This window comes from Cysteiniphilum litorale (genome assembly GCF_003428165.1).
GTDB classification, from domain to species: Bacteria; Pseudomonadota; Gammaproteobacteria; order Francisellales; family Francisellaceae; genus Caedibacter; species Caedibacter litoralis.
In genome coordinates, this window is record NZ_QLIQ01000092.1 from 1 (window position 1) to 3270 (window position 3270).

Annotated in this window: 4 protein-coding genes; 3 read left to right on the forward strand and 1 reads right to left on the reverse strand. The window is 34.8% G+C overall.

Features of this window, described 5'->3' with window-relative positions:
* Positions 1 to 159: 159 nt before the first annotated feature.
* Together DNJ75_RS14455 and DNJ75_RS14460 are read left to right on the forward strand one after the other, a co-directional pair.
* Entirely contained in the window at positions 160 to 861 is a 702-nt protein-coding gene (locus DNJ75_RS14455; protein WP_117004141.1) for a response regulator transcription factor, read from the forward strand.
* A 100-nt stretch (positions 862 to 961) separates the two neighbouring features.
* Complete coding sequence (locus DNJ75_RS14460; RefSeq protein ID WP_157968387.1) at positions 962 to 2224, forward strand: sensor histidine kinase; 1263 nt, start codon at positions 962 to 964, stop codon at positions 2222 to 2224.
* Here DNJ75_RS14460 and DNJ75_RS14465 read toward each other — a convergent pair.
* Positions 2207 to 2653 carry an alpha/beta fold hydrolase gene (locus DNJ75_RS14465; protein ID WP_117004143.1) on the reverse strand — a complete coding sequence of 149 codons (447 nt, stop codon included), beginning with the start codon at positions 2651 to 2653 and terminating at the stop codon, positions 2207 to 2209. The genes DNJ75_RS14460 and DNJ75_RS14465 overlap by 18 nt on opposite strands.
* A 130-nt stretch (positions 2654 to 2783) precedes the next feature.
* Between DNJ75_RS14465 and DNJ75_RS14470 the strand changes: the two genes are divergently transcribed.
* Positions 2784 to 3270 (forward strand): hypothetical protein (locus DNJ75_RS14470; RefSeq protein ID WP_157968388.1); only part of this gene is annotated, 487 nt, incomplete at its 3' end.

Consider the following 3270-nt stretch of genomic DNA (forward strand, 5'->3'; position numbering starts at 1 on the left):
ACATTGAGCTGTTGGTGGTCGTGTTATTGCTCTTGTCATGCTTGGTTAAAGCCTATCAACATCCATTTTTGGTAAGTATACAGGGGAACTAGCACATAATCACGCTGTCATCAATGCGTAAGTCCTATTATAGTAATCTTTCAGGGAAAATGTGGATTAATGATGAATGGGGTTAAGTTTAAAATTTTAATTGTTGATGACGATGAAATAATTCGTGAAGAATTGCAAGAAATATTGCAAGCCGAGAATTATGAGGTATGTTCTGCTGCTAATCCTGTTGAAGCAGATGTTACTTTAGAGACTTTTCTTGCAGATCTATTAATTGTTGATTTAAATATGCCAGGCTATGAAAATGGGAAATATTATTGTCGTAGAATTTCTGAAAAACTGCGCATTCCTGTCATTATTATTACCGCTTCAGAAGATGAACTTGATGAGTTGATTTCCTATGAGCTAGGTGCTTTGCAATTTATGCAAAAACCCTTTAGTACGAGAGTCCTTCTGGCTAAGATACGTAATATTCTATCAATGAGTAAAGTCAAATCAAGTGAGGATGAAAAAATTTGGCAACTTGATATGAAGGAATTACAGTTAATTAACCTTGAACAGAAACTTAAAATTTCACTTAATATAAATGAACTCAAACTACTGTCATACCTAAATGAGCATATTGGTAGTTCATCATCACAATATGATATTGCAAAATATGTTTATGGGCGAGATTTACACCCAGAAGATCGAATTGTTTCAACTTTAATTTCACGCTTTAGACAAAAACTCAAAGATAATAATTGTGAGTACTTAATTGGTTTTACAAGAGGGCTCGGTTATAGTTTAAAATATCCAATTCAGATTAAGTGAAGTAAGAAGAAAGATGGTGGGTCAAAACTTAAAACGCACAAAATATAGACTTAAGTTTAACCTTGCTCTCTTGTGTGCGTTTTTTCTCAATATTATTTTAATGTCCTATTTTTATATCAATAACTTTCTTGATCATGACAGAAATCAGCGACTTATTGCCTCAAGTATGATTAATTTTATTGGTGAACTTAATCATATGGATTTTAGTGCACGGGAGAGAAATTACCTAAAGGAAATACTGCCAAGCTCAAGCAATCAATGTATGAATGTCAAAGTGTTACCGCTACCAGAATATTCTTCAGATTATATTCATATTGATGTCTCAGGTGATATAAGTGCGCAAAAGATCGAGAAAGCCTTGAAAAGTATACGCTTCTGGCAGAATAATGTGATATCTGTTTATGCAAAGCCTTTAGGTGCATGGATAGTATTAGAGTTACCAAGAATAAGACTTCCTTGGGTTGGCACTTTATTCATTCTGTTACAGCTTTTTGCGATGCTTTATGTTGCAATGTATCTTATTAATGGACGTTATTTGCTGCATGCAATGGAGAAGATGTTTGCTTTAGAAGACAGATATCGACTGAAATTACCCACACTTGAAAAAGGTGTTGTATCGCATTCTAGCTTGTATATGTTACGTAAATCAGCGCGTTATATTGAAGCATTGATTCTGAAGGTTCAAAATTTAAGTGATACGAAAATGCGTACTATGGCAGCACTCGCGCATGATATAAGAACACCTTTAACTAGAATGGAGTTGATGTTATACAAAGTTAAAGATGAGGTGCTTAAAGAAAAAGTTTTTACACAAATTGATGATATTAATAGAATTTTGCGTAAAACAATTCATTATGCCAATCAAAGGCATTTAAATGCGCCAAAAGTGATCGTAGATTTATATGGATTGGTTAGAGAGATCGTTAAGTCCTATCAAGAACATAGCATAGAAAGAGTTTCTTTTATTGATGAGACTGTAAATCAAGAGTATATGATGCTAGGTGCTCCAGAAGAGCTTACAAGCGCATTAACTAATATCATTAATAACGCACTAAAGTATGGCGAAAATGTTGTAATCAGCATGAAGTATCTCAGAAAAAACATTCTTATTGAGGTGATGGATGACGGTATTGGTGTGCCAGAAGATATGCTTGGTAATATATTTTTGGCATTTTATCAAGGACAAATCTCGAATTCCAAAGGCAATGGCTTAGGTTTGGCAGTCACTAAAGAAATTGTTGAGGAGCATGGTGGCGAAGTATATGCTAAAAATAACGCATTAGGAGGTCTCACAGTGATTATGAAATTTAAAATAAAGCAAATAAGAAAATCAAATAAAATAAAATCACTCAAAGTACCATAAGCGCTCTTTAACAAGTTGTAATCGAAAGAATTCGTCTAGCAGTTTGTTGATTTGTAATGGTTGATCAAGTGATGAGATATGTCCAGCTGATACTACCTCTACAAACTGCGCTGTTGGTAATCTTTGAGCCATCAACTCACCTTCATGCGTTGGACGATAGCAATCTTCTGATCCCGTGATGATTAGAGTTGGAATATCAACTTCGCTAAAGGCATCTAAAAGGTTCATACGATTTTGCCGTTCAAAAATCATTTTCCCTAAGCGAATTAACGAAGATATATCTAAACTTTTGTTTTTTAGATGAGTTGTAAATTCATCAACCAGCGTTTTATTATTTTCCTGAGTATGTATGGAAAAAAATCCAGGTACTATTTGCTGAATAATATTCTCAGGAATAAACCCCAATTTTTCAATTGCATTAAACATCATTAAAAATTGTGCTTTGTTAGCAGGGGGCGCATTCGCGATTTGTGGGTAAATCAGCTGTAGTTTAACTTGAACTGAATGTGATACTTATGTACAAATAGCCTACTGCCTTTAAAACATAAGCAAGTTACGGATGAATTTAGCTGAGCAAAACCTAGAAACGATTCAGAATGAGATATCAAATACGATAGTAGAGCTATCTAAACTTAACACCGTTACGGAAAATAAGCTTGATAAAGATCGTATTGAGCATGCGCAAAATCTATCAAGCAAACTCTCCGACTTATACGCAGCATTAAATCACCAAGAGAAGGTGCTCAGTGACTCATTTAAAAAAGATGAAAAAGCACAGTTAGATGCTACGGGCAAGCGCTACATTTTCAAAGACTACAGAGCGACTAATGTGATGTATCGCAATGGCAACCGTTTTGATATTTATATGCCTTACTATCTTTTCAAAGGAACAAATAAAGGCAAAGGGACGGGCTGTAAACCAGGCTTGCAATTACTGGGTATTCACCATGCTATATCCAATGGTTTAAGCACCTATATTGCGATGCTCTCAGCCGCATTAAGCTCATATGATGAAGTCAAAAAGCATCTGGCTAAAATCAACATCC

Excerpts from the sequence above, each read along its gene's own strand:
- DNJ75_RS14455 (WP_117004141.1), top strand. The coding sequence starts at position 160 with ATGATGAATGGGGTTAAGTTTAAAATTTTAATTGTTGATGACGATGAA.
- DNJ75_RS14460 (WP_157968387.1), top strand. The coding sequence starts at position 962 with ATGTCCTATTTTTATATCAATAACTTTCTTGATCATGACAGAAATCAG.
- DNJ75_RS14465 (WP_117004143.1), bottom strand. The coding sequence starts at position 2,653 with ATGATGTTTAATGCAATTGAAAAATTGGGGTTTATTCCTGAGAATATT.